22 protein-coding genes are annotated in these 23,281 nt (G+C 68.2%); 12 read left to right on the top strand and 10 right to left on the bottom strand.

Features of this window, described 5'->3' with window-relative positions; all coding sequences use genetic code 11:
* Positions 1 to 52: 52 nt before the first annotated feature.
* The 3 genes from RN629_RS02980 to RN629_RS02970 all read right to left on the bottom strand — a co-directional run bounded on the left by RN629_RS02980 (position 53) and on the right by RN629_RS02970 (position 1,820).
* The gene (locus tag RN629_RS02980; RefSeq protein WP_407033783.1) at positions 53 to 952 is read right to left on the bottom strand and encodes a pirin family protein; all 900 of its coding nucleotides are present in this window, start codon (positions 950 to 952) and stop codon (positions 53 to 55) included.
* Complete coding sequence (locus tag RN629_RS02975; RefSeq protein ID WP_407033782.1) at positions 945 to 1,391, bottom strand: NUDIX hydrolase; 447 nt, start codon at positions 1,389 to 1,391, stop codon at positions 945 to 947. The genes RN629_RS02980 and RN629_RS02975 overlap by 8 nt, the downstream gene beginning before the upstream one ends.
* 144 nt (positions 1,392 to 1,535) lie before the next feature.
* Positions 1,536 to 1,820, bottom strand: coding sequence for a BolA family protein (locus RN629_RS02970; RefSeq protein ID WP_407033781.1), 285 nt, complete (start codon positions 1,818 to 1,820; stop codon positions 1,536 to 1,538).
* Between the two features lie 40 nt (positions 1,821 to 1,860).
* Between RN629_RS02970 and RN629_RS02965 the strand changes: the two genes are divergently transcribed.
* Positions 1,861 to 2,475, top strand: coding sequence for a J domain-containing protein (locus RN629_RS02965; RefSeq protein WP_407033780.1), 615 nt, complete (start codon positions 1,861 to 1,863; stop codon positions 2,473 to 2,475).
* A gap of 24 nt (positions 2,476 to 2,499) precedes the next feature.
* Here RN629_RS02965 and RN629_RS02960 read toward each other — a convergent pair whose 3' ends face one another.
* Positions 2,500 to 3,264, bottom strand: coding sequence for a VOC family protein (locus tag RN629_RS02960; protein WP_407033779.1), 765 nt, complete (start codon positions 3,262 to 3,264; stop codon positions 2,500 to 2,502).
* A 193-nt stretch (positions 3,265 to 3,457) separates the two neighbouring features.
* Between RN629_RS02960 and cobS the strand changes: the two genes are divergently transcribed.
* From cobS to RN629_RS02945, 3 genes are read left to right on the top strand one after another with little or no spacing between them, the layout of a single operon-like run.
* A complete protein-coding gene (cobS, locus tag RN629_RS02955) occupies positions 3,458 to 4,465 on the top strand; it encodes a cobaltochelatase subunit CobS (protein WP_407033778.1) in 1,008 nt (335 codons plus the stop codon).
* 5 nt (positions 4,466 to 4,470) lie between these two features.
* Positions 4,471 to 6,294 (top strand): cobaltochelatase subunit CobT, encoded by a 1,824-nt coding sequence (gene cobT / locus RN629_RS02950; protein ID WP_407033777.1) that lies wholly within the window; start codon positions 4,471 to 4,473, stop codon positions 6,292 to 6,294.
* A complete protein-coding gene (locus RN629_RS02945; RefSeq protein WP_407033776.1) occupies positions 6,291 to 6,545 on the top strand; it encodes a ribbon-helix-helix domain-containing protein in 255 nt (84 codons plus the stop codon). The genes cobT and RN629_RS02945 overlap by 4 nt, the downstream gene beginning before the upstream one ends.
* A gap of 38 nt (positions 6,546 to 6,583) precedes the next feature.
* Here the strand turns inward: RN629_RS02945 and RN629_RS02940 are convergent, their stop codons facing one another.
* Positions 6,584 to 8,182, bottom strand: a complete 1,599-nt coding sequence (locus RN629_RS02940) for a peptide MFS transporter (protein WP_407033775.1) — start codon at positions 8,180 to 8,182, stop codon at positions 6,584 to 6,586.
* Between the two features lie 128 nt (positions 8,183 to 8,310).
* Here RN629_RS02940 and RN629_RS02935 point away from each other — a divergent pair, with 128 nt between their 5' ends.
* Both RN629_RS02935 and RN629_RS02930 read left to right on the top strand, forming a co-directional pair.
* A complete protein-coding gene (locus RN629_RS02935; protein WP_407033774.1) occupies positions 8,311 to 8,904 on the top strand; it encodes a nitroreductase family protein in 594 nt (197 codons plus the stop codon).
* A 71-nt stretch (positions 8,905 to 8,975) separates the two neighbouring features.
* Positions 8,976 to 9,332, top strand: a complete 357-nt coding sequence (locus tag RN629_RS02930; RefSeq protein WP_407033773.1) for a GntR family transcriptional regulator — start codon at positions 8,976 to 8,978, stop codon at positions 9,330 to 9,332.
* On the opposite strand, the gene RN629_RS02925 is transcribed toward RN629_RS02930, so the two are convergent.
* The 3 genes from RN629_RS02925 to RN629_RS02915 form a co-directional block, all read right to left on the bottom strand.
* Complete coding sequence (locus RN629_RS02925; protein ID WP_407033772.1) at positions 9,313 to 10,320, bottom strand: PepSY-associated TM helix domain-containing protein; 1,008 nt, start codon at positions 10,318 to 10,320, stop codon at positions 9,313 to 9,315. The genes RN629_RS02930 and RN629_RS02925 overlap by 20 nt on opposite strands.
* A 91-nt stretch (positions 10,321 to 10,411) precedes the next feature.
* Positions 10,412 to 11,404: an aldo/keto reductase gene (locus RN629_RS02920; protein ID WP_407033771.1), complete on the bottom strand. Its 993-nt coding sequence runs from the start codon at positions 11,402 to 11,404 to the stop codon at positions 10,412 to 10,414.
* Positions 11,405 to 11,432: 28 nt separating this feature from the next.
* A complete protein-coding gene (locus tag RN629_RS02915) occupies positions 11,433 to 12,650 on the bottom strand; it encodes a dicarboxylate/amino acid:cation symporter (RefSeq protein WP_407033770.1) in 1,218 nt (405 codons plus the stop codon).
* A gap of 124 nt (positions 12,651 to 12,774) precedes the next feature.
* Here RN629_RS02915 and glmM point away from each other — a divergent pair, with 124 nt between their 5' ends.
* The 5 genes from glmM (at position 12,775) to RN629_RS02890 (ending at position 16,968) form a co-directional block, all read left to right on the top strand.
* A complete protein-coding gene (gene glmM, locus RN629_RS02910) occupies positions 12,775 to 14,115 on the top strand; it encodes a phosphoglucosamine mutase (protein WP_407033769.1) in 1,341 nt (446 codons plus the stop codon).
* Positions 14,115 to 14,339, top strand: coding sequence for a DUF1272 domain-containing protein (locus RN629_RS02905; protein WP_407033768.1), 225 nt, complete (start codon positions 14,115 to 14,117; stop codon positions 14,337 to 14,339). Before glmM ends, RN629_RS02905 begins: the two co-directional genes overlap by 1 nt.
* Positions 14,340 to 14,397: 58 nt before the next feature.
* Positions 14,398 to 15,084 (top strand): 2,3-diphosphoglycerate-dependent phosphoglycerate mutase, encoded by a 687-nt coding sequence (gpmA, locus tag RN629_RS02900; protein WP_407033767.1) that lies wholly within the window; start codon positions 14,398 to 14,400, stop codon positions 15,082 to 15,084.
* Positions 15,085 to 15,446: 362 nt separating this feature from the next.
* Positions 15,447 to 15,905: a 5-(carboxyamino)imidazole ribonucleotide mutase gene (gene purE / locus RN629_RS02895; protein WP_407033766.1), complete on the top strand. Its 459-nt coding sequence runs from the start codon at positions 15,447 to 15,449 to the stop codon at positions 15,903 to 15,905.
* 7 nt (positions 15,906 to 15,912) lie between these two features.
* Positions 15,913 to 16,968 (top strand): 5-(carboxyamino)imidazole ribonucleotide synthase, encoded by a 1,056-nt coding sequence (locus tag RN629_RS02890; protein WP_407033765.1) that lies wholly within the window; start codon positions 15,913 to 15,915, stop codon positions 16,966 to 16,968.
* 264 nt (positions 16,969 to 17,232) lie between these two features.
* Here RN629_RS02890 and RN629_RS02885 read toward each other — a convergent pair whose 3' ends face one another.
* On the bottom strand, positions 17,233 to 17,532 hold the full coding sequence (locus tag RN629_RS02885; protein ID WP_407033764.1) for a hypothetical protein: 300 nt from the start codon (positions 17,530 to 17,532) through the stop codon (positions 17,233 to 17,235).
* Between the two features lie 24 nt (positions 17,533 to 17,556).
* Entirely contained in the window at positions 17,557 to 20,418 is a 2,862-nt protein-coding gene (locus RN629_RS02880; RefSeq protein WP_407033763.1) for a M16 family metallopeptidase, read from the bottom strand.
* A gap of 203 nt (positions 20,419 to 20,621) precedes the next feature.
* Here RN629_RS02880 and clpB point away from each other — a divergent pair, with 203 nt between their 5' ends.
* A complete protein-coding gene (gene clpB, locus RN629_RS02875) occupies positions 20,622 to 23,201 on the top strand; it encodes an ATP-dependent chaperone ClpB (protein ID WP_407033762.1) in 2,580 nt (859 codons plus the stop codon).
* Positions 23,202 to 23,281 lie beyond the last annotated feature (80 nt).

Raw genomic sequence — 23,281 nt, 5'->3', positions numbered from 1 at the left:
TCGGCCCCCATACGGCCCGCGCGCGGTCCCCGGCCATCGCCATTCGCGGCGATCAGGGATAGCTGACGGTCTTGGGGATTTCCGGGATTTCGATCCGCTCCAGATCGTCGCCCGGTACGGTCGGGAATTCCCGCGCCTTCCACGCGCGCTTGGCTTCCTCGATCCGTTCGCGACGCGAGGAAACGAAATTCCACCACACATGGCGCGGCGTGGTGAAGGCGTCGCCGCCGCACAGCATGACGCGGCCGCCCCGTTCCGAACGCAGCGTCGCCGCGACGCCGGGCTTGAGGATATAGAGCCGTTGCGGCTCCAGCGGCATCCCCTCCAGACTGGCCTCGCCCAGCGCGCAATAGACGGCCCGTTCCTCCGCCGCGGTGTCGATCGGAATGCTGCCACCCGGCTCCAGCGCGATGTCGGCATAGATGGTGCCCGCATAGATGGTCGTGGGCGCACGCTGTCCCCAGAGTTCGCCCATGATGACCCGCGCGGTCGCCCCCCGGCCCGCGATCACGGGCAGCGCCTCGGCCGCGACATGTTCGAAATCGGGGTCCATTTCCTCCTGCGCCTCGGGAAGCGCCAGCCAGGTCTGGATGCCCGACAGGACCGGGCCCTGCGGCCGCGCCGCCTCGGGCGAGCGTTCGGAATGGACGATGCCATGGCCTGCGGTCATCAGGTTCACCGCGCCCGGCTCGATCACCAGATCGCTGCCCAGCGAGTCGCGATGCCCGATCGCGCCGTCGAACAGATAGGTGACGGTGGCGAGATTGATATGCGGATGCGGCCGCACGTCGATCCCAGACCCGGGCAGCAACTGCGCCGGGCCCATCTGGTCGAAGAACAGGAAGGGGCCGACCATCGTCCGTTCCTTGTTGGGCAGCGTCCGGTGGACCTTGAACCCGCCCAGATCATGGGTGGAGGGCTGCAACGTGCGCAGCAGGAAATCGTCAAACATGGGTCGGCTCCGTGGCGTCGAGCAATTCGATCAGATCGGTCGGGAAATAAGCTTCGTCATGGCCCGCCAGTTCCGCGCGGCTGAACCAGCGCCAGCTCCGCATGACCCGCTGTTCGAGCGCGGTATGGCCCGCGTCGGTCACCGCATGCGCGTCGATATCGACGCGGAAATAGCGTTCGTCCGCTTCGACCTCGACCCCCTCGATGGTGCGGAACGCGACCTGTCGCCGGGCGACCTGTGGCCCGCAATCGCGGTCGAGCCCGGTTTCCTCGCGCAATTCGCGGCGCGCGGCCCGTTCATAGCTCTCGCCGGGATCGACCGCGCCGCCGGGCGTGCACCAGAAGGGCGGCCGGTCATCGGGCGTGAAGCGGAACATCAGGGCCCGGCCGGCCGCATCGACCAGCAATATGCGCGCGGCGGGACGAGGCTGGCGGATCATGCGGCATCAGGCTCCGGGCAATGACGGGAAGGCCCGTCCTCGTTGAACATGGGTCGGCGGTGGCCCTCCGCGCGGCCGGGCGCGGTCTTCACGCGGTTCCGCCGGGCCGGTAGCACAGGTCCTGCGCCGCGTCTCGTATGCGCCTTATTCGCCGGGGGCTTTCGCGCTGATCGCCAGCGCATGGATGCGATCGCGCAACAGATCGGCCAGCGCATGGTTCACCAGCCGCTGGCGCGCGACCCGCGACTGGCCGGCAAAGGCGGGCGATTCGAGGATCACGCGGAAATGGCTCTCCCCCGTGCCGTCATCGCCCAGATGACCGCGATGCATCACGCTTTCGTTGATGACATCCAGATGCGTGGGGGACAACGCCTTGGTCAGGCGCGCGGTGATCTGGTCGACAAGGGGCGCGGTGGTGATATCGGTCATGGTGACTATATAGGATGTTTTTCGGGACAAGCGGATAACAGTGACTCGTCGGTCGAGCAGCGATACCTTCAGGGCCAAACCCGGCGCACGTTTCCACGGCCGTGTCGAGAATAGCGGCCGCGCCTGCGACCATCCCGGTTGCGAGCTGGCGGGCGAATTCCGCGCGCCACCGCCCGAAGGCACGCGCAGCGGCGAAGGGCCGGGCCGGTTCCGCTGGTTCTGTCTCGACCATGTCCGCGCGTTCAACAGCCGCTACAACTTCTTCGACGGGATGAGCGCGGACGAGATCCACCAGGCGCAGCGCCCCTATTCGGGCTGGGAGCGCGAGACGCGCGCCTTCGCGCAGAACGGCACCGATCCGGGGCCGCGCTGGGCCGATTTCTCCGATCCGCTCGACGCCATCGCCGCGCGCTATCGCCGTGAAGTCGCGCCGGAGCGTCAGGACGGCAAGCCATTGTCGGGGCAGGATCGCGAGAGCCTGAAGGTGCTGGGGCTGGCGGCGGATGCGGACCGCAACGCGCTGCGACGACGCTATAGCGAACTGGTGCGGCGCTATCACCCCGACCGCAATGGCGGCGACCGGAGCCAGGAAGCCCGGCTGCAAAAGGTCATCACCGCCTATCAGCAGCTCCGCCAGGCGCCCGCCTTCGCCTGATCCCCACCCGTACCGGGCGGGGCGTCATGGCCGCGGCCCGACCAGCCCGAAGCGCGCGCCCTGCGGATCGCGCGCCGCCAGCGCATGCCCCACGCCCGGAATCTCCACCGGGCCATATTCGATCGTCCCGCCATGGTCGGTCACCCGTCCCGCCGCCGCATCGATATCCTCGACCGCCACGTAGAAATACCATCCCGGCGTCCCGTCCGGCGGACAGCCCATCATCGCGCCCAGCACCACCGGCCCGTCGGCCAGGAACCGATATTCGCCCAGTTCGCCCATCGGCATCCCGCCACGATGCGTCCAGCCGAAATGCCGCGCGAAGAAGGCCAGCGCGCGATCGGGGTCGCTGGCGATCCGCTCGTTCCAGACGACATGGCCGACCACCGCGCCGCTGCCATATTCGGCGAAGGCGCGAGAGGGGCGCTCCGCCTCATGCGCCATGACATAGAAAGGCGCGCCCAGCGGATCGGCGACCAGCGCCATGCGACCGACGCCCGGCACGGTCCAGGCTGGTTTCAGCACCGTGCCGCCATCCTCGACGATGGTGCCCAGCGATTCGTCGACATCGACGACGGGCAGATAGCCGAACCAGGCCGGATACCCCGGTGCGTCCGCGGGGCGCTGCATCAGCCCGCCGATCGCCTCGCCCTCCGCCGTCGCGACAATCCGGTAGTCGAGATCGGGAATACCGCTGTCGCCGACCTGCCAACCGATCACCGCGCTGTAAAAGGCCTGCGCCGTCGCGACGTCGTCGGTCAGCAATTCGTACCAGATGAAATTCGCCATTGAGCCTGCTCCTTGGGAGAATCCGCAAGACTGTCCGGTGCCTTGGCCGCCCATCGCCGGCCGATTCGCAACGCGGAGGATGACCGCGACGACCGTTCCATACAATCGTCCGGCGTCACGCTTCGTGCGATCACCGCCATTGAGTAGGGAGCCGCGCTTGGCCTAAGGCGTTAAACGACGAGACGAGGGCCTGATGACCAACATCCCGAATACGCTTCCCGATAGCCGCGACACCACGATTCTCGACGCGCCCGACAAGATGGTGTCGGCACGCGACCTGTTCGGCATCGACATCGATATGCAGGTGCCCGCCTTTTCCGAGGCCGACGAGCGCGTCCCCGATCTCGATCCCGCCTATGTGTTCGATCCGGACACCACGCTGGCGATCCTGGCGGGCTTCGCGCACAACCGCCGCGTGATGGTGCAGGGCTATCACGGGACCGGCAAGTCGAGCCATATCGAGCAGGTGGCGGCGCGGCTCAACTGGCCGTGCATCCGCATCAACCTCGACGCGCATATCAGCCGTATCGACCTGATCGGCCGCGACGCCATCGTCCTGAAGGACGGGCAGCAGGTGACCGAGTTCCGCGAAGGCCTCCTCCCCTGGGCGCTCCAGACGCCGACCGCGCTGGTCTTCGACGAATATGATGCGGGCCGCCCCGACGTGATGTTCGTGATCCAGCGCGTGCTGGAGACCGAGGGCAAGCTGACCCTGCTCGACCAGAATCGCGTGATCCGCCCCAATCCCTGGTTCCGCCTGTTCGCCACCGCCAACACGGTCGGTCTGGGCGACACCAGCGGCCTGTATCACGGGACGCAGCAGATCAATCAGGGCCAGATGGACCGGTGGAACATCGTGGTCACGCTCAACTATCTGCCCGCCGCCACGGAAGCGCAGATCGTGCTCGCCAAGTCGGGCGAGTATGACAAGCCCGAGGGCAAGACGCTGGTCGAGAACATGGTCCGCGTCGCGGACATGACCCGCAAGGGCTTCATCAACGGCGACATCTCGACCGTGATGAGCCCGCGCACGGTCATCACCTGGGCGCAGAACACACTGATCTTCAACAATGATCCGGGCTTCGCCTTCCGCCTGTCCTTCCTCAACAAGTGCGACGAGAACGAACGCGCGCTGGTCGCGGAATATTATCAGCGCGTGTTCGGCAAGGATCTGCCCGAGAGCGTCGTCAGCCGGGCCTGACCCCTGTGGCGAACGAAACCCCTCTCGATCGGTTCAAGACGGTCCTTGGCGGCACCGCGCGCACCATCGCGCAGGAGCCGGAGGTGGAGCTGGCCTTCACCGCCGACGCGCCGACCTCCTCGGGCAAGCATATCCGCGTGCCGATGCCCGCCCGCGCGCTGCCCGCCGACCAGGTGGCGGAGGCGCGCGGCTTCGCCGACGCCTTCGCGCTGCGGCTGAAGCTGCACGACACTGCGCTCCATGCCCGGGCGGCCCCGACCGAGGCCGTGGCGCGCGCGGTCTATGACGCGGTCGAGACGGCGCGGGTCGAGGCGCTGGGCGCGCGCGGCTATGCCGGGATCGGCGACAATCTCGGCCATGCGCTCGATGTGCGGCTCCGCGCCGACCCGATTACGCGGGCCCGCAACCGCGACGAGGTGCCGCTATCGACCGCGCTCGGCCTGTTGCTGCGCGAACGGATGACGGGCCGCCCTTCGCCGACCGAAACCGCGCCCGCGCTGGCGCTGGTCCGCGACTGGCTGGAGGGCGCGACCGATCTCGACGCGCTGGCCGGCGCAATGGACGACCAGAGGACGTTCCAGGCGCTCGCCGCGCGGATGCTCGCCGACCTCGAACTCGCCGAGCCCCCCGCCGAACCCGACGAGGCGGACGAAGGCGGCAATGAGGACGAGGGCGAGGAGCAGCAGAACGAGGATGACGGCGACGACGAGAATGACGGGGAGGGTCAGGGCGAAGGCGAGGTAGAGGCGCGTGCCGAGCAGCGCGAGTCGGACAGCGAGGACGGCCAGTCCGAGGATGCCAGCCAGGACGCGCTGGACGATCTCGACGGCGAGCCGGGCGAGGACGGCGACGATGGCAGCCAGCCGACCCGTCCCAACCGCCCGCTGGCCGATCCATCGGCACAGTTCGACTATAAGCCGTGGACTACCCAGTTCGACGAGGTGATCGCGGCGGGCGACCTGTGCGACGCCGACGAGCTGGCGCGGCTGCGCGGCTATCTCGACCAGCAGCTCGCGCATCTGCAATCGGCGGTGTCGAAGCTCGCCAACCGGCTGCAACGCCGGTTGATGGCGCAACAGTCGCGGTCCTGGGACTTCGATCAGGAAGAGGGCATCCTCGATGCGGCGCGGCTCGCCCGCGTGGTGGTCAATCCCGGCCTGTCGCTGTCCTACAAGATCGAGCGGGACACCGATTTCCGCGACACCGTCGTCACCCTGCTGATAGACAATTCGGGGTCGATGCGCGGGCGACCGATCGGCATCGCCGCCATCTCCGCCGACATTCTCGCGCGCACGCTGGAGCGGTGCGGGGTGAAGACCGAGATCCTCGGCTTCACCACCCGCGCGTGGAAGGGCGGGCAGAGCCGCGAGACCTGGCTCGCCGCCGGGCGCCCGCCACAGCCGGGGCGGCTGAACGATATCCGCCATATCGTCTACAAACAGGCCGACGAGCCGTGGCGGCGCGCGCGCAACAATCTCGGCCTGATGATGCGCGAGGGGCTGCTCAAGGAGAATATCGACGGCGAGGCGCTGCTCTGGGCGCATGGCCGGCTGATCGCGCGGCCCGAGGAGCGGCGCATCCTGATGGTCATCTCCGACGGCGCGCCGGTGGACGATTCGACCCTGTCGGTCAATTCGGGCAGCTATCTGGAGCGGCATCTGCGGCAGGTGATCGGCTGGATCGAAGCGAAGAGCCCGGTCGAGCTGATCGCGATCGGCATCGGCCATGACGTGACCCGCTATTATGCGCGCGCGGTGACGATCATGGACGCCGAACAGCTGGGCGGCACGATCATCGAGCAACTGGCCAGCCTGTTCGACACGCCATGAGCCGGATCGCCGCGCCGGCCCATGGCTTTGCCGGTCCGGTCAAGCGCTCGATCACGATCGCGGGGCACGCCACCTCGATCAGCCTGGAGCCGGTCTTCTGGACCGCGCTGGAGGACGCGGCGACCGCGCATGGCCTGCCATTATCGGCGCTGGTGGCGGAGATCGACGCGTTGCGCATCGTGGCGCCAGACCCGCCCAATCTGGCCAGCGCGATCCGCTCCTGGCTGTTCGGGGTTCAACCCCGGGGCTGAACCCGATCCCCCCGACAAGGGAGAGGATCGGGCGCGCATCACAGCGGCTTGTGCTCCAACCGCGTGTCGGTGCCCGCGGCGGCCGGTTCGGCCAGTTCGCGATCCCCGGCCAGCCCGCCGCCCGCCGCGCCCTCGGCCTTGAGCAGGTCGAGATGCATCAGCCGGGCGACCAGCGGCGCGACGATCAGCACGACCACGCCCGCGCCGATCGAGAACCAGCCGATGCGGCTGTAGATGTCCAGAACCTTCTCCGGCCCCGCATTCTCGCCACCGGTCGTCTGCGCGATCACGCCCGCGATGAAATTGCCGCCGGCGGTCGCCAGGAACCACGTCCCCATCATCAGGCCCGTCATGCTGGGCAGCGACAAACGGGTCATCGCCGCGAGCCCGACCGGCGAGAAACACAGTTCCGCCATGGTGTGCATCAGATAGACGAGGATGACGAAGATCATCGGCGTCGGCATCCCCGCATAGGCCACCGCCCCCGCGACCAGCACCAGGAAGCCCGCGCCCACGCCGACCAGTCCGATGCCGAACTTGAACGGCGCGCCCGGCTCCCACCCCCGCTTGCCCAGGCTCGTCCACAGCGCGGCAAAGGCGGGCGCGAGCAGGATGATGAAGATCGAATTGACCGACTGGAAGGCCGAGGCCGGGATGACCCAGCCGAACAGCGTCCGGTCGACCATGCGATCGGTATAGACGTTGAGCGACGATCCCGCCTGCTCGAACAACGCCCAGAAGAGCGGGCAGAGCGCGATCAGGAACAGGGCGGCCAGGATGCGGTCGCGATCGACCTTGGGCAAATGGAACACCGCGCGCCACAGGATGAACAACACGGTGGCGGCAGCAAAGACGATCAGCAGCGTGCCGACCGCATCCTGATGCTGGATCAGTTGCCAGGTGCCCAGCGTCGCGACGATCGCGCCCAGATAGATCATCCATTCGCGGGACAGGCCCATGATGACCGGCGCGCGCAGCACCGGCAGCGAGGGCGCCTCGCCCGCGCCGTGCAGTTCGCGCTTCAACGCGATGAACGCGATCAGGCCCAGCACCATGCCCACGCCCGCCGCGCCGAAGCCATAGGACCAGCCGACCGTCTCGCCCAGCACGCCGCACACGATCGGGCCGAGCGCGCCGCCGGCGTTGATGCCCATGTAGAAGATCGAGAAGGCGGGATCGCGGCGCATGTCGTCGCGGGCGTAAAGCTGCCCCACCAGCACCGAGATATTGGCCTTCAGAAAGCCGGTGCCGATCACGATCGAGGCGAGCGCGAGGTAGAAGCCCTCCAGATAGGCCCCCGTCGCGCCCTGTGGCCCCTCCATGATCGCGATCAGGATATGGCCGAAGGCGATGAACATCCCGCCCGCCAGCACCGCGCGCCGGGCCCCCAGATAACGGTCGGCCAGATAGCCGCCGATCACCGGCGTTACATAGACCAGCGAGGTATAGGCGGCGTAGATGCCGAACGCCGGTTCATCGGAAAACAGGAAATGCTTGGTCAGGTAGAAGACCAGGATGGCGCGCATTCCGTAATAGGAAAAACGCTCCCACATCTCGGTGAAAAACAGTAGAAACAGGCCGAGCGGATGCCCCAAAACCGTCTTGCCGCGCGCGGCGGCCTCATACGCAGTCGCCATGCCGGCGTATACTCCATCGGGATCGCCCCGCACCGACCAGCCGGTCCTGCGCGGGCGTAATGCTTTCGTAACCTAACGCCAAAGCCGCGACTGTAAATATCATGTACGATGTCGTAAGGATCGATCGCATGACCGACACGCCGTTCAACGACCGTTCGAGCCCGCTTTCGCTGCTCGCCACCCGCCGCTCGGGCAAGCCGCGCGATCTGGTCGCGCCCGGCCCCGACGCCGCGCAGCTCGATGCGATCCTGACCATCGCGGCGCGCACGCCCGACCATGGCAAGCTCGCCCCGTGGCGCTTCGTGATCGTGCCCGACACCGCCCGCGCGGCGCTGGCCCGGGTGATGACCGAGGCGTATCGCGTCGAACGTCCGCAGGCGAGTGCGACCGAGATCGCCGCGCTGGAACAGTTCGCGCATCAGGCCCCGACACTGGTCGTCGTCCTGTCCTCTCCCCGCACCGACAGCCATATTCCGCTGTGGGAACAGGAATTGTCGGCTGGCGCGGCGTGCATGAACCTGCTCCATGCCGCGCATGCCCAGGGTTTCGCGGGCGGCTGGCTGACCGGCTGGCCCGCCTTTTCCGACGCGGTGCGCGATGCCTTCGGCGCCGCGCCCGAGCGGATCGCGGGATTCCTGTTCCTGGGCACCCCCGGCCGTCCCCTCGACGAGCGCCCGCGCCCCGACATGGCGCGGATCGTCTCCACCTGGACCGGCGGCTGAACGCGGCCGGACGGCAATCGTTATCGCGATCAGCTATCGACTTTTGTACGCGGTTGCTGTATTAACCCGGCATGACAGCTCTTAGCGGTGACGACAGCCCGGTCTATATCCGCCTGCGCGGCACGATCGCGGCGGGCATCCTCAACGGCACCTATCGCACCGGCGATCAATTGCCCTCGGTCCGCGCGCTCGCGGCGGAACAGGGTGCCAATCCGCTGACCGTCGCCAAGGCCTATCAGGGTTTTCAGGACGACGGCTATGTCGAGGTGCGGCGCGGCGTCGGCATGTTCGTGATGCCGGGCGCAGCCGACCGGCTGCGCGCCGCCGAACGCCATGGTTTCCTGACGGTGCAATGGCCGCGCATCCGCGATCATATCGCACTGCTGGGCCTCGACCCCGCCGAACTGCTCAACGTCGAGCGCGCCTGACCCCAAGGGCCAGCCCGGTTGCGGCCTGCCACAGGATCAGCAGGCCGGCGAGCGACCCCAGGATGCGCCACAGCGGCGCGCCGTCCGCCACCCGGTGCATCCGCCGCGCCCATGACGTGATGGCGGGCAGGTCGCGCGCGGGCGCCGACACGGCCGAGGCACTGTCATCGGCCACCTTGATCGTTACCGTCCCCGCCCCGTCGCCATCCCCGGCGAGACGGATCGTCCAGTCGGGTGCCCGAACGCCCGGCCAGTCAACGCCGATCAGCCGCCCGCGCGACCAATGCCGGGCGCTCGCCACCGCGCGGTCGGCTGAAAGGGTCGTGCGCGACGCCGGCATGGCGGCCGCGCCGGCCGATGTGTCACGCGCGTCGCCCCCGCTGCCCGCAAAGGCGAGTGCGACTCCGCTCAGCGCCATCGTCAGGATCGGCACCGTGGCCCAGGGACCGCTGCGCGCATGCCACCGCATCGGCAGGGCATTGCCCCTGGCGCGCCGGCCCTTCCGGGCCCGGCCCATGCTCGCCCATCGCCAGAGCCCGCTCGTCACCGACAGCAGCAGCAACACTCCCGCCCCACCGACCAGCCAGCGCCCGACACCGGGAATCCACAACCCGGCATGAAAGCGCGACAGACCGTCCTCCTCCCGCGCGGACGCCAGCAGCCGTCCCGTCGGCGGGTCGAGGAAGAGCCGCCGCGTGTCCGCGCCGCGCAGCGTGACGACGACCGGATTCGATCCCTGTTGCAGGGTCAGGCTGGCGAGACGCTCGCCGGGCTTCATCGCGCGGCGGGCGGTGGCGACATAGGCATCGGGCGCGATCCGGGTCTCTCCGCTGATCCGATAGTGGTCGGGTGCCGCGAGGCGCTCCAGCGGGGCCTGCCAGAGCAGCCCCAGCCCCGACAATGCGATCAGGATCTGGAGCAGCGCCGTCGCCAGCCCCAGTCGGCGATGGAACCGCCCCACGCCCGAATCCAGACCGATCCTCGCCACGCAAAGCCCCCCGAAAGCGCCCGCGCGCCCTGCCGCAGCGGGCGGGACGCGTCAATCGCGCGGGGTCGCCCTGCGACAGCCGGGTCCCCCTCTATAGACGGGTCATCGCCATGGCCTTCTCGTCATAGCGCGGCCCCGCCGTACCGCCCCGCGGCGCAGCCCGATCCAGCGCCGCCAGATCCTCGTCCGACAGGACCAGATCGGCCGCCTTCATCGAATCCTCCAGCGTCACGCGCCGCTTGGACCCGGGAATCGGAACGATGTCGGGGCCCTGCGCCAGCAGCCAGGCCAGCGCCACCTGCGCCGCGCTGGCATCATGCGCCGCCGCGATGCGCTGGACCACCTCGACCACCTGCCTGTTCCGGTCGAAATTCTCCTCCGAATAGCGGGGATCGTTGCGGCGATAATCGCCCTCGGGCAAATCCTCGCGCCGGGTGATCCGGCCGGTCAGGAAGCCGCGCCCCAACGGGCTGTAGGGCACGAAGCCGATCCCCAGTTCGCGCACGACCGGCAGGATGTCGGCCTCGACATCGCGTTCCCACAAGGAGTATTCGGACTGGACCGCCGCGATCGGATGGACGGCGGCGGCGCGGCGGATCGTATCGGCCCCCGCTTCGGACAGGCCCAGATGGCGGACCTTGCCCTGTTCGACCAGCCGCCCCATCGCGCCCACCACATCCTCGATCGGCACATTGGGATCGACGCGGTGCTGGTAGAACAGGTCGATGGTCTCGATGCCCAGCCGCTTGAGGGAGCCCTCGCAGGCGCGCTGGACATTGCCGACCGAGCTGTCCACCCCGGTCATGCCGTTCTCGTCATAGCGAAAGCCGAACTTGGTCGCGATCACCACCGCGTCGCGCCTTCCGCGAATGGCGCGCCCGACCAGTTCCTCATTGACCAGCGGGCCATAGATTTCGGCGGTGTCGAACAGCGTGACGCCCAGTTCGATCGCGCGGTGGATGGTGGCGATGCTCTCCGCCTCGTCCGCCGCGCCATACATGTTCCGGCCCACGCCCGCCATCGGCATGCAGCCCAGGCCGAGGGCCGAGACCTCGAAATCGGGGCCCAGAGTCCGATATTTCATGCGTGTTGCTCCTCGATGGTCGTGCCGCTCAGACGGGAAACACTCGCGGTCGCGGCAAGGTCCATGCTGACATTGCCCAGCGTGCGGAAGATATCGGGGATCGTCTCCCCACCGCGATGAGCAGCCCCAAAGGCGCGGCGGGCACGCCCAGCGCGACGCAGACCGGCGCGATCGAGGCGAAGAAGGTGATCTGCGACGGCAGGCTGGCCGAGCCCAGCGAACACAGGATCGCCACCACCAAGGCGGCGGCGACCGAGGCGATGTCGGGCACGATGCCGAACCAGTGCGCGATGTAGAGCGCCACGGCGATGTTCATCGCGGGCTGCGTCGCGCGGAACATCGCCACCGCCATGGGCAGGACCAGCCCGGCGGTGGCGGGTGCGATGCCCAGGCGCGCCGTCCCCTCGATCATCGCAGGCAGGCTGGCGAGCGAGCTTTGGGTCGAGATCGCCACCGCCTGCGCCGGGGCGAGCGCGCGGGCGAAACGGCCCGGCGGGGTCCGCGCCAGGATCGCCGCGACGCCATAGGCCATCAGCATGACGAGGATGCCGATCCCGGCGATGATCGCGATATAATGCGCCAGCGCGCCGAACGCCGCGCCCCCGGCACTCGCGCCCACCACCAGCGCCAGCGCGAATACGCCCGGCGGGGCCAGCCACAGCACCCAGCCGATCAGGACCAGCATCGCGTCGCGGATCGCGCCGAACATGCGCAGCAGCAGGTCGCGCCCCTCCCCCTCGATCCGGGTGACGGCGAAGGCGAAAGCGAGGGTGAACAGGATCAGCGACAGCAGCGCGTTGTTGGTCGCCGCCGCGAAGATGTTGGTCGGCACGATGCCGGTGATGAAATCGGCGATCGGCGGCGCGGGCGCGACCGGCTCGGCATGGCCCAGCGCGGCGCGCAACGCGTGCCCCGCCTCGCGCGGCATGGGCGCGAGCGTCAGGAACAGGGGCGTGACGATCGCCGCCATGCCCGCGGTCAGCACGTCGATCGCCAGGAAGGTCGCGATGGCGCGCCCCGCGATCCGCCCCGCCTGCGCGGCCCGCGCCGTCGCCGCGACGCCGGTGATGAGCAATGTGACGACCAGCGGGATCACCGTCATCTGCAAGCCATTGAGCCATAACGTGCCCAGCGGCCGCGCGACCGCGATGATCGTCGCCGCGGCATTGGCGGACAGGGTGGCAATCCCCGCCCCCGCGATCAGTCCCGCGGCGAGGCAAAGCAGGATCAGCGTGGCACGCGACATGATATATCCATCTTGTTTTCGGACAGTTCGGTTCTTTGAGCTTTGCCCCGGCCCGCGCTAAGGGTGGAGGATATCCGGGGGCGCCAGGGGCGTCCCGCTTCTAACCCGGCAGGAACCCGGCTGTATGGCAAGAAAATATTTCGGCACCGATGGCATTCGCGGCGCGACCAATGGCGCGGTCATGACGGCCGAGATGGCGATGAAGGTCGGCATGGCGGCCGGCGCCTATTTCCAGCGGGGCGACCATCGGCACCGCGTGGTGATCGGCAAGGATACGCGCCTGTCGGGCTATATGCTCGAATCCGCGCTCGTCGCCGGGTTCACCAGCGTGGGGATGGACGTGGTGATGCTGGGCCCGCTGCCGACCCCGGCGGTCGCGATGCTGACCCATTCGATGCGCGCCGATCTGGGCGTGATGATCTCGGCCAGCCACAATCCGTTCGCCGATAACGGCATCAAGCTGTTCGGCCCCGACGGCTACAAGCTGTCGGACGAGGACGAATTGTCGATCGAGGCGCTGATCGGCGAAAAGGCGACGCTGGTGCCCTCGGGTCAGATCGGCCGCGCGCGGCGCGTCGACGATGCGGCGGGACGCTATATCCACTTCGCCAAGTCGACCTTCCCGCAAACCCTTCGCCTCGATGGCCTGCGCGTGGTGGTCGATTGCGCGAACGGCGCCGCCTACAGGGTCGCTCCTTCCGCCCTGTGGGAACTGGGCGCCGACGTGGTCGCGATCGGCGTCACCCCCAATGGCACCAACATCAATGACGGCGTCGGCTCGACCGCGCCGCAGACGCTGGCCGAGACCGTGGTGGCGAGCGGCGCGCACATCGGCATCGCGCTGGACGGCGATTCCGATCGCCTCATCATCGTCGATGAACGCGGCATGGTGGTCGATGGCGACCAGCTGATGGCGACCATCGCCACCAGCTATGCCCGCGAGGGGCGGCTGGCCGGCGGCGGTCTGGTCGCGACGGTCATGTCCAATCTGGGGCTGGAGCGGCATCTGGCCGCGCAGGGGCTGGGCCTGGTCCGCACCAAGGTCGGCGACCGCTATGTGCTCGAGGCGATGCGCGCGCGCGGCTATAATGTCGGCGGCGAGCAGTCGGGGCATATCATCCTGTCCGACCATGCGACGACCGGCGACGGGCTGGTCGCGGCGCTTCAGGTGCTGGCCGAACTCAAACGCTCGGGCGCGCCCGCCAGCGAAGTGCTGCACCGTTTCGACCCGCTGCCGCAATTGCTCAAGAATGTCCGTTTCGCGGGGGGCAAGCCACTGGAGCATGAAAAGGTGCAAGGCATCATCGCCGCCGCCGAAGCCGAACTGGCCGGGCGCGGCCGCCTGGTCATCCGCCCATCGGGCACCGAACCCGTCATCCGCGTGATGGCCGAAGGCGAGGACAAGCAGCAGGTCGAGAGGCTCGTCGACCGTATCTGCGACGCGGTGCGCGAGGTGGCCGCCTGATGCTCGAGATGCGTCCCGATTGCGAGCGCTGCGGCGCGGACCTGCCGCCGTCGCAGGGCGGCGCCTTTATCTGCTCGCTCGAATCGACCTTCTGCGCCGAATGTGCCGACGCATTGGACGAGATCTGTCCCGATTGTGGCGGCGAACTGCTCGACCGGCCGACACGGATGGGCCGCGTGCTGAAGGCCAATCCCGCCTCCACCCACCCGCGTTTTCGCGGCTGACCTCGACCCCGCGCGCCCGCCGCCCTATGCGGGCGCGATCACTTTCCAAGGAGTTTCCATGCCCCAGCTCGTCCTGATCCGCCACGGCCAGTCCGCCTGGAACCTGGAGAATCGCTTCACCGGCTGGTGGGACGTCGACGTGACCGCGCAGGGTGCCGCCGAAGCACGCGCGGCGGGCGCGTTGATGGCCGAGAAGGGCCTCGACTTCGACCTGACCTTCACCAGCCTCCAGACCCGCGCGATCAAGACGCTGAACCTCGCGCTGGAGGTCATGGGTCGCCTCTGGCTGCCGACCGAGAAGCACTGGCGGCTGAACGAGCGTCACTATGGCGGGCTGACCGGACTGAACAAGGCCGAGACGGCCGCCAGGCATGGCGAAGAGCAGGTCAAGATCTGGCGCCGCAGCTTCGACGTGCCCCCGCCCCCGGCCGAAGCGGGCGGCGAGTTCGACCTGTCCGGCGACCGGCGCTATGCGGGCATTCCGGTACCCGCGACCGAAAGCCTGAAGGACACGATCGCGCGCGTCCTGCCCTATTGGGAGGAGCGCATCGCGCCCGCGCTGCGCGACGGCAACCGGGTGCTGATCTCGGCGCACGGCAACTCGCTGCGCGCGCTGGTCAAGCATCTGTCGAACATCCCCGACGACGAGATCACCGGCCTCGAAATCCCGACCGGCCAGCCGATCGTCTATGACCTGGCCGACGACCTGACGCCGATCGATCGCTATTACCTGTCGGAGCGGTAAGCGGTCGGTTTTTAGGGGGGATCGCCCCCCTCCCCACACACCGTCCCGGCGAAGGCCGGGATCCAGTCGGAAAGGCCGGAAGGTCACACCGGGCGTCCGGCAACTGGACCCCGGCCGCCGCCGGGGTGCGGCGGAGGGAGAGTGGACGGCCGACCTTGGCAACGCTCCCTGCGCAGGGGCAGCACATCCCACCTCCGTTCAGGCTGAGCGAAGTCAAAGCCCACGCCCCCCATCAAACGCGCCGGTCGATACGCAAACATATTGCCCCCCCCGCCCCGCGCCGCTAGTCACGCCGCTTCCCCCTCGGCACCGGGGCCATGGGGCAAGGCGGAAGCGCGGATATGACGTCGGTCGGGATCATCATGGGGTCCACTTCGGACTGGGAGACCATGCGGCACGCCGCCGAGACGCTCGACGCGCTGGGCGTGGCGCATGAAACCCGCGTCGTCTCCGCGCACCGCACGCCGCAGCGGTTGTACGATTATGCCACCAGCGCCGCCGATCGCGGGTTGAAGGTCATCATCGCGGGCGCGGGCGGGGCGGCGCATCTGCCGGGCATGGCCGCGTCGATGACGCACCTCCCCGTGCTGGGCGTGCCAGTCGAGTCCAAGGCGCTGAAGGGCATGGATAGCCTGTTGTCGATCGTCCAGATGCCGGGCGGTATCCCCGTCGGCACGCTGGCCATCGGCAAGGCGGGGGCGATCAACGCCGGGCTGCTCGCCGCGTCGATCCTGTCGCTATCCGACCCGGCGCTGACCGAAAGGCTGACCGCGTGGCGGCAGCGCCAGACCGACAGCGTCGCCAACGATCCGCAGGGCTGAGACACCAATGCTGCAACCGGGCGCGACGATCGGAATCCTGGGCGGCGGCCAGCTGGGCCGCATGTTGGCGGTGGCGGCGGCCCAGCTGGGTTATCGGACCCATGTGCTGGCCCCTGACCGCGAGAGCGTGGCGGCACAGACCGCCTCGTCGCTGACCCGCGCCGATTATCACAACAAGGTCGTGCTGGCCGATTTCGCGGCTGCCTGCGACGTCGTCACCTATGAGTTCGAGAATATCGACGTGACGCCGGTCGAATGGCTGGCCGAACGCGTGCCCGTCCATCCCGCGCCGCGCGCGCTGCGCATCGCGCAGGACCGGATCGCCGAAAAGAGCTTCGTCGAAAAGCTCGGCGGGCGCCCCGCCCCCTGGGCGCCGGTCGACAGCCCCAGCGACCTGCTCGCCGCGCTCGAGCGGATCGGCTGCCCCGCGATCCTGAAGACCACCCGTTTCGGCTATGACGGCAAGGGCCAGACGGTCATCCGCAACCTGGGCGAGGCCCCCGCCGCATGGGAGGCGATCGGCGGCCCGGCGGTGCTGGAAGGCTTTATCCATTTCAGCCACGAATTCTCGATCCTGGTCGCGCGCGGGCTGGATGGCACGACGGTCCGCTACGATCCGCCGCACAATGTCCATCGCGACGCGATCCTGCGCACCTCCACCCTGCCCGCGCCCGCCGCAATCGCCACCCAGGCCGAGGAGGCGACCACGCTCGCCATCCGCATCGCGGAGGAACTGGGCTATGTCGGCGTGCTGGCCTGCGAGTTCTTCGCGACCGAGAACGGCCCCGTGTTCAACGAGATGGCCCCGCGTGTCCACAATTCCGGCCATTGGACGATCGAGGGTGCCGAGACCTCGCAATTCGAAAACCATATCCGCGCGATCTGTGGCCTGCCGCTCGGCAACACGATGCTGACCGGGGCGCAGGTCTCGATGGAAAACCTGATCGGCGAAGACCCCTGGGTCCCCGCGCTGAGCGAGACGGACGCGCACCTGCACCTCTATGGCAAGGGCGAAGCGCGGCCGGGCCGCAAGATGGGGCATGTGACGCGAGTGATCCGCTAGGGTCCGTCCATCTTTGGCGTCACATCGAAGCCGATGGGCACCAGGACCCGGGCATCATACACCACCCGCGCCTTCCGCACCGGCTTGATGCGGAAACGGGGATAGAGTGCCAGCGTGGCCTTGCCGAAGCCCCGGTTCCGCGGCCGCTCCGCCGCAACCGTGCAACGTTCGGGACGGCAACCTGGCCCGAGCGATTCCCGCGGCCAGGACAGGGGCGATCCGTTCGCAGACGCACCGCCCCTCCTCACTGCTTGCGAGGCGCGATCAGCCCTCGCGCGTTCCCGACAAGGGGAAGCTGCCAAACGCACCCGCACCGACCGAGCCGGTCAGCACGTCGCCATCGGCGGTCGCTTCGCAATCCAGCGTCATTGGCATGGGTGAGCTGATCGACATCTTCCATTCGATCGTGTTGCCGGACACCGCGCCCTCGATATCCATCGCCCCCATCTGGCCGCCGCCCGACCCGGTGAAACGATCGCCGTCGGTCGTCACCGTCAGCGTCATCTCCTGATCGCCCAGCGGCGACTTCACGATGCAGTTCCACGTGCCGTCGATATCGGCCATCCTCATTCTCCCTCTGACCCGGTCCTATTGACCGGCACCGGCCGGGGCGGCGGGGGCTGGCCCCGCCACATCGGCGGCCTCGATGACTTCGACCGGCAGGCCCAGCCCGTCAAGCTGGGGCTTTACCGACTTGGCATCGCCGACGACGACCCACACGAAATCCCTGGGGTTCAACGCCGCCTGGATCGACCTGTTCAACTCCGGCAGGGTCATCGCCCGATAGCGCTGGGTGATCGTCGCATAGTAATCGTCGGGACGCCGGAACAGGTCGTTGGACTGCATCGCCGCCAACACCGCGCCCGAGGTTTCGAAATTGCCCGAAAGCGACCGGATCGCGCCGGTGATCGCGCGGTCGAACTCGACCCGGTCCATCGGCCGGGTCGTCAGGAACTCGGTGACGTCGGTGCGCAGCGCGTCGATCGATGGGCCGGTCTTGTCCGCCTGCACCGGGGCCGACATGACATAGGGCGCGGCGAATTCCGAGGCCTGGAACCCGCCCCGCACGCCATAGGACCAGTGTTTCGTTTCGCGGATATCGGTGTTGATCCGGCTGAGGAAACTACCGCCCAGCGCGTCATTGGCCGTGTTCTGGAGCAACAGATTGTCGATGCCCTTCAGCGGCGTCGGCGCGCCCGCCAGGATCATCGACTGCGGGCTGTCGGGGCGGTTGACCAGCACGATGTGCGGCGCGGAGGGGCGCCCGGCCGCGAAAGTCTTGACGCCCGCCGCACCGCTCCCGCGCCAGTCGCCGAACACCCGGTCGAGCGCCGCCTTCACCTCGGCCAGCGGACGATCGGAGGTGACGAAGATCCTGGCCTTTTCGGGCCGCAGCCACGCCTGGTGGAAGGCCGCGAGATCGGCGGGGGTCAGCGCGGCGATGGCACGCGGATCGCCGCCACCCTGCGCCTTGGCATAGGGGCTGGTCGCGCCATAGACGAGCGGCGGCAGGACACGCGCGGCCAGCCCCTGCGGGCTGGTCAGCTCCTGCTTGATCCCCGCCAGCGCCTGCGCCTTGGCGCGCGCCAGTTCGGCATCGGCAAAGGCGGGATGCCGGATGATATCGGCGTACAGGTCCAGCGCGGGAAGCAGGTTGATGCTCGGCACCCTCAGGCCGACCGTGGTACGGTCATTGGACGCCGCCGACCGGATATCGGCGCCCAGCCGCTCCTGCTCCTCCGCGATGGCGAAGGAGTCGCGCCGCTTCGTTCCTTCCTCCAGCATGCCCAGCATCATGCGCTGCGTGCCCAGCTTTCCGGCGACGTCGGCGGAGACGCCCGCATCGAATGCGGTCGAGATCTGCGTGACCGGCACGGCGGTCCGCTGGGCGTAGATCAGCGTGATGCCATTGGCCAGGTGGCTGCGCTCGACCTTCGGGAAGCTGAGCGGCTTGACCTGCCCGACCTCGGGCAGGGGCCCGCGCGTGCCCTTGACCGGCTGTTCGGGGGCAACGGGCACATCCGCGCGCGGCGGCACCTTGGCCTCGTCATAGGCGTCGCGCGCGCCCGGCACGACGGTCAGCGTATAGGCGGGGCGCGACAGCCACTTGTCCGCCGCCGCCTTCACGGTCGCGGGCGTCTGCGCCGCGATCGCCAGCATCTGCGTCTTGTAGCGGCCCGGATCGTTCGAATAGAGCGCGCCCTCGGCCAGCGCGACGGCCTTGCCGCCGAAGCCGCCGACCGATTCCAGCCCCTCGACCCGGCCCGTGACGAAGCGGGTCACGGCGCGCCGCACCTCGTCCTCGGTCGGGCCGTTCTTCAGGAAATCGGCCAGGATTTCCTGCATCCGCTTGTCGACCAGCGCCGGATCGACGCCGGGACGCACGATCGCCATCATGTTGAACATGCCGACCTGCGCGAAGGGGCGGTCGCTGGCGGACACCTGCACCGCCAGCTTCTCCTTCTTGACCAGCATCGTGTCGAGCCGCGACGAGGCGAGCCCGCCCAAGACCGATCCCGCGACGACCAGCGCCGCATTGTCGGGATCATTCAGGCCGGGCACCGCCCAGTTGCGGCTGATCATCACCGCCGCCACGCGGTCCTTCATCACCGCGTTCACGGGGGCGGGCAGCGTGGGGATGGTGACGGTCGGCAGCACGCTCCTGGGACCGGGCTTGATCGCGCCGAAATATTTCTCGACCAGCGGCCTGGCGGTGGCGGCATCGATATCGCCGGCCAGCACCAGCACCGCATTGTTGGGACCATAATGGCTGCGGAACCAGTCTTTCACCGTGTCGAGCGTGGCGGCGTCGAGATCGGCCATCGAACCGATGGTGGTGTGGCCATAGGGATGGTTCGCGGGAAACAGCCCCTCGATGATCTTGTACTGGGTCAGGCCATAGGGCTGGTTGTCGCCCTGCCGCTTCTCGTTCTGGACGACGCCGCGCTGCTCATCCAGCACACCCTGCGTCACCGCGCCGAGCAGATAGCCCATGCGATCCGATTCCAGGAACAGCGCCCGGTCCAGCGCGGCGGTCGGCACCGTCTCGAAATAATTGGTGCGGTCGAAATAGGTGGTGCCGTTATAGTCGGTCGCGCCGACCGATTTGAGCGGCGCGAAGAAGTCGCCCGGCGCATTCTCCGATCCGTTGAACATCAGATGCTCGAACAGATGGGCAAAGCCGGTCTTGCCCTTGGGCTCATGCTTGGAGCCGACATCGTACCAGACGCTGACCGCGACGACGGGCGCCTTGCGATCGGTATGGACGACGACCCGCAGGCCGTTGGCCAGGGTGAACTGCTGATAGGGGATGTCGACCGCCTCCACCAGCGTCGCGACCGGCGCGGGCCCGGCGATGGCGGGGGCGTCCTGCGCGAACAGGGGGGCCTGCACCGGCACGACGAACGCCAGGGCGGCGGCGCCGGTCAGCGCCACGGTCTTCATACGCATCTGTTTGAGCTCCCCACGCATCATGTCGGGCCAGCATAGCGGCCGCGGGGTGCGCCGCAATCCCGCCCGCCCATTGCTTTTCGCGACCACCCTTTCGCAATCGAAACGGCCGCCCCATGTTGAGGAGGCAGAGATTTTCGACCCACCCCCTTGTGTTGTATATTTGCAACACCATCTGACCGGGAAAGTGACAGGAACCGCAGATGAACCTCGAAAAATTCACCGACCGCGCCAAAGGCTTTCTCCAGGCCGCGCAGACCGTGGCGATCCGCAACAGCCATCAACGGATCGCCCCCGAACATCTTCTGAAGGCGCTGATCGAGGACGATCAGGGCATTGCGGCCGGCCTGATCCAGGCGGCGGGCGGCGACGCCACGCGCGTCGAGCGCGAGACGGATGCCGCGCTGGCCAGGATTCCCGCCGTGTCCGGCTCGGGTGCCCAAAGCGCGCCGGGGATCGACAATGATCTGGTCCGCGTGCTGGACCAGGCCGAACAGGTCGCACAGAAGGCGGGCGACAGCTTCGTCACGGTGGAGCGGCTGCTGCTCGCGCTGACGCTGGCGTCCACCACCGCCGCGGGCAAGGCGCTGGCGGCGGGCGGCGTCCATGCGCAGGCGCTGAACGGCGCGATCGAACAGTTGCGCCAGGGCCGCACCGCCGACACCGCGGGCGCGGAGGACCGGTATGACGCGCTCAAGAAATTCGCGCGCGACCTGACCCAGGCAGCGCATGACGGCAAGCTCGACCCCGTGATCGGCCGCGACGAGGAAATTCGCCGCACCATCCAGATCCTCGCGCGCCGGACCAAGAACAACCCTGCCCTGATCGGCGAACCCGGCGTCGGCAAGACCGCAATCGCCGAGGGCCTCGCACTGCGCATCGCCAATGGCGACGTGCCGGATACGCTCAAGGACCGCAAGCTGATGGCGCTCGACATGGGCGCGCTGATCGCGGGCGCCAAATATCGCGGCGAGTTCGAGGAACGGCTGAAAGGCGTGCTCGACGAGGTGAAGGCTGCCGAGGGCGACATCATCCTGTTCATCGACGAGATGCACACGCTGATCGGCGCGGGCAAGGGCGACGGGGCGATGGACGCCTCCAACCTGCTCAAGCCCGCCCTCGCGCGCGGCGAGCTGCACTGCGTCGGCGCGACCACGCTCGACGAATATCGCAAATATGTCGAGAAGGACCCCGCGCTCCAGCGGCGGTTCCAGCCGGTCTTCGTCGGCGAACCCACGGTCGAGGACACCATCTCGATCCTGCGCGGCCTCAAGGAGAAATACGAACTCCATCACGGCGTGCGCATCACCGACGGCGCGCTGGTGGCGGCGGCAACCTTGTCCAACCGCTACATCACCGACCGCTTCCTGCCCGACAAGGCGATCGACCTGATGGACGAGGCCGCCAGCCGGATCCGCATGGAGGTGGAGTCCAAGCCCGAGGAGATCGAGACGCTCGACCGCCGCATCCTGCGCCTCAAGATCGAGCGCGAGGGGCTGCGCCGCGAAAGCGACGCCGCCAGCATCGACCGGCTGGAGCATCTGGAGGAGGAACTTGCCAATCTGGAGGAACAGTCGCACGCGCTGACCCAGCGCTGGCAGGCGGAGAAGGACAAGATCGCGGGCGAGGCCAAGCTGAAGGAGCAACTCGACCAGGCCCGGATCGAACTCGACCAGGCGCAACGCGCGGGCGACCTCGGCAAGGCGGGTGAGCTGTCCTATGGCCGCATCCCGCAACTGGAAAAGCAGCTGGCCGAGGCGCAATCCGCGACCGAGGGCGCGATGCTGCGCGAGGAAGTCACCGCCGACGATATCGCGGGCGTGGTCAGCCGCTGGACCGGGGTGCCGGTCGACCGGATGATGCAGGGCGAGCGCGAGAAACTGCTGCGCATGGAAGAGGTGATCGGCAAGCGGGTGATCGGGCAGGAGCAGGCGGTCCGCGCCGTCTCCACCGCCGTCCGCCGCGCGCGTGCCGGGCTACAGGACCCGAACCGGCCGCTGGGCAGCTTCCTGTTCCTCGGCCCGACGGGCGTCGGCAAGACCGAGTTGACCAAGGCGCTGGCCGAATTCCTGTTCGACGATCCCAGTGCGATGGTGCGCCTCGACATGAGCGAGTTCATGGAGAAGCACAGCGTCGCACGGCTGATCGGCGCCCCTCCCGGCTATGTCGGCTATGAGGAAGGCGGCGTGCTGACCGAAGCGGTGCGGCGGCGGCCCTATCAGGTCGTGCTGTTCGACGAGGTGGAGAAGGCGCATGGCGATGTGTTCAACATCCTGCTCCAGGTGCTGGACGATGGCCGCCTGACCGACGGACAGGGCCGCACGGTCGATTTCTCCAACACGCTCATCATCCTGACCTCGAATCTGGGCAGCCAGTATCTGGCCAATCTGGAGGAGGGGCAGGCGGTCGAGACGGTCGAGCCGCAGGTGATGGATATCGTCCGCGCGCATTTCCGCCCGGAATTCCTCAACCGGCTGGACGAGATCATCCTGTTCCACCGTCTGGGCCAAAACCATATGGGGCCGATCGTCGACATCCAGGTCGATCGCGTCGCCAGGCTGCTGGCGGATCGCAAGATCGCGCTGCACCTGACCGAGGCGGCACGCGAATGGCTGGGCCGGGTGGGTTATGACCCGGTCTATGGCGCGCGTCCCCTGCGCCGCGCGGTTCAGCGCCACCTCCAGGACCCGCTCGCCGAGGCGATCCTGCGCGGCGAGGTGAAGGACGGCTCGACCGTCACCGTCGATGAGGGCGACGGGAAGCTGGTGCTGTCGGTGGGATAGGCCATTCTGGGCCGGCATTCGCCGGACGACAGGTCATCCCCTGATGATGACAAAAAAACGGCGGGCATTTCTGCCCGCCG

This window comes from Facivitalis istanbulensis (genome assembly GCF_040560405.1).
GTDB classification, from domain to species: domain Bacteria; phylum Pseudomonadota; class Alphaproteobacteria; order Sphingomonadales; family Sphingomonadaceae; genus Sphingomonas; species Sphingomonas istanbulensis.
The sequence above is the reverse complement of the archived record's forward strand: the minus strand, read 5'-3'. Positions and strand labels throughout refer to the sequence as shown.